General features: G+C 48.8%; 3 protein-coding genes. All 3 read left to right on the forward strand.

Features of this window, described 5'->3' with window-relative positions; translation table 11 throughout:
• A partial coding sequence (locus tag GSQ70_RS00765; protein ID WP_233268224.1) for a hypothetical protein occupies positions 1-361 on the forward strand: 361 nt, incomplete at its 5' end.
• 35 nt (positions 362-396) lie between these two features.
• Positions 397-843 (forward strand): hypothetical protein, encoded by a 447-nt coding sequence (locus tag GSQ70_RS00770; RefSeq protein WP_158780493.1) that lies wholly within the window; start codon positions 397-399, stop codon positions 841-843.
• Between the two features lie 383 nt (positions 844-1,226).
• On the forward strand, positions 1,227-2,955 hold a 1,729-nt coding region (traD, locus tag GSQ70_RS00775; protein ID WP_199257202.1), incomplete at its 3' end, for a type IV conjugative transfer system coupling protein TraD.

Genomic DNA, 2,955 nt, shown 5'->3' on the forward strand with positions numbered 1-2,955 from the left:
TAGCTCCTTGCTTTGGTTGTTTTTTTTGTTTTTTGGGTTATTTCATTGGCTTGTAATTTTTGCATTCTTATCATCATATGCTGGAATTTTTGCCATGCTGGATAATGATATGCTTAGCCGCTTTGAGTTAAGCCGAGTTATAAGTAAGAAAGTGAAAGTGTATGGTGTAATATGGTTTTTTATTATTTTAGTGTTTGGGATTGTCGGTTTGATTAGCGAGTGGAGTTTGATACCGTTGGTGTTTGGTAATTTTATAACGACTTTAATTGCTTTGTTTATTTTTAATATGGATATCTCCCGCTATCAGATCGCAGGTTTGTTCGGAGCAGTGTCTGCCGCAAAAGAAAAACTGTCTAATTAATTTTACTTTCTGAAATTCGAGTAAGGATACGGAAAATGTTTAACTGGCTTAAAGGAAAATTCGTAAAGGAAAAAGCAGTAACCGCGTTATCTGCTGGGGAAGAAAGCCTGAAAAAACATCTTGTATCCTATGCTATCAACGTTTCTCTTCGTGAGAGCGACGCCTTCGAAGGAATGCATGAATATATAGGCATGTTCAAAGATGTGGATGAACTACCTGAGCGACAATACCCACTACTTTATTGGTGGGTCAAAACTGATGGTGAGAATGGATCGCCTGTTTTGAGTATGAACACGCCAAGAGTAAACGCAATTATGGAAGAACTGATACGCAGTGAAGAGTTGGAGATTGAAAAAGAAACGCTCAGGGAAATTACTTCTCATGCAATTAAGGAGTTTTATTCGTTAAATTTAAGTGCTTTCAATAAGACAATGGAATTATATGTTCGCACGAAGATGAAAGTTCATTCATCTTCAGGTTAATACTGATGGCAATTAACTGTTTACCATAACGGCAACAGGAGTGTCTCTGACTGTACGGCTTTCAACATTCCTGTGGTAAATAAACCCGGTAATGAAATCATCGTAAACCTGACCGACAACACCACGACTTTATAGGATTTTAAATCACAGGGTTACGTTCTTAACGTATATTCCGCCCCACTGGGCTCCAAACCCCTTAAAAGAATTTTAAAAGCACCCATCTGTGTGCCCGGTTGCCCTTTGCTCAAAGGTCTCTGGCCGGAAAAACCTTTTCCACATTTAACAACCGAGGTGAACATGCAACTTCATCTGACCCCGTTATTTCTTTTGCAAAACTGCAACGTTTCCCGTGGAGCTTACCTACGTCTTGCGGAGGCATTCTGATGAGCCTCAATGCCCGTGACTTCACCCAGGGTGGCCAGGTCATGAAGTACATGATTGGCATGTTCATGCAAATCATGAATATAGCCTCGTACTGGATGCTGATGTTTTCCGTGGCCGTCTTTTTCCTCTGGATGTTTCTGACCCTTTCGCTGCAGACCTTCTGTCACGGGGGGGCTTACTGGCTGATTAAGTGGCTCATCATGCCGTTTAAAAATATCAGCGGTAAGGATCCCGGTGGCAGCTGGACGTTCCATTTTGAGCGTCCTGGTGGCGACGTGGTGACCTTTAAGCACACCGCCGTGCAGGTGATGACCGATCCTTATTTTATTCAGATGGGACAGGCCGTTAAAAACGCGGCCTTTTACGGCTGGGGCCTCGCGGCGTTCACCTTTGTTGGTTCCATTTTTGCCATCACCTGGTATCTGGGCAGTAAGGGTAAAAAGCAGCGTGACAATGAGCAGGTCGGTGGACGTGATCTGGTCGAAGGGCCCGAAGAGTTAAACCGGCTGCTGAAAAAGGCTGGCATGCAGTCGCCCCTTAATATCTGTGGTTTGCACATACTGAAAGATTCGGAGATGCAAAATTTCGGCTTTCACGGCACGGTTGGGACAGGCAAAAGCACGGCCCTGAACAACCTGCTCAGACAGCTCCGCGCCAGGGGCGATCGCGTTGTTATCTATGACAAAGGCAACAACTTCATCCCGCTGTTCTACAGGCAGGATAAGGACAAAATCCTCAACCCGTTTGATGCCCGTTGTGCTCCCTGGGACCTCTGGGCCGAGTGTCAGACCGTTACCGACTTCGAAAACTTTGCCACCACCCTGCTGCCTGACAGCAACGGCGGTGGTGACCCGTTCTGGGTACTGTCCGCCCGCGCCCTGTTTGTTGCAACCGCCCGCCGTATGGCGAAAGAAAAGGATTGCAACATCGCCGGCCTGCTGAAGAAGCTGATGTCCATCAGCCTGGCAGACCTGCGTGACTATCTGCAGGGGACTGACGCGGCCAACCTGGTGGATGGCAGCATCGAGAAAACCGCGATGACCATCCGTACCATCCTGACGACCTATGCCCGATCGCTGCGCTATCTGCAGGGGCTGGATCAGCAGGGACGTCAGCCTTTCAACATTCGTGACTGGCTGGCAACGGAAGATGCGGACGGTGACAACCCGTGGATCTTTGTGGCCAGTGACGGTCGCAGTCACAACGCCATCAAGCCGTTACTTTCCGCGTGGCTCTATATGACCATGACCGGAATTCTTGGCCTGACCGCCAGCAGGGAGCGGCGTATCTGGCTGTTTCTTGACGAAGTCCCGTCACTGCACAAGTTGCCCATCCTGCCAGAGTATTGCGCTGAAGGACGTAAGTTTGGTGGATGTGCCCTGCTCGGGCTTCAGAACTTCCCGCAGCTTAAGGAGCAGTTTGGCCCCAATTTCGCCGAGGCCATCTGGGACCTCCTCAATACCCGCATCTTCTACCGTGCCCCGAGCGGGCCGGTGGCGGAATGGGTGCAGCGGGAAATCGGTGAGCGCCGCCATAAAAAATTCCGCGATCAGTACAGCTACGGTGTCGACATCATTCGTGACGGCGTTCAGTTCTCCAAAGATGAGGTGAATGAGTATCTCGTCAGCTATTCCGATATTCAGTCCCTGAATGACCTGGAGTGCTACATCACCCTGCCGGGCGAATGGCCGGTGGTCCGCATGAAGCTGAAACGTGAGCCATTCCGGC

The sequence above is a fragment of the Pantoea sp. BAV 3049 genome (assembly GCF_009765445.1).
In the GTDB taxonomy this organism is placed as follows: Bacteria; Pseudomonadota; Gammaproteobacteria; order Enterobacterales; family Enterobacteriaceae; genus Erwinia.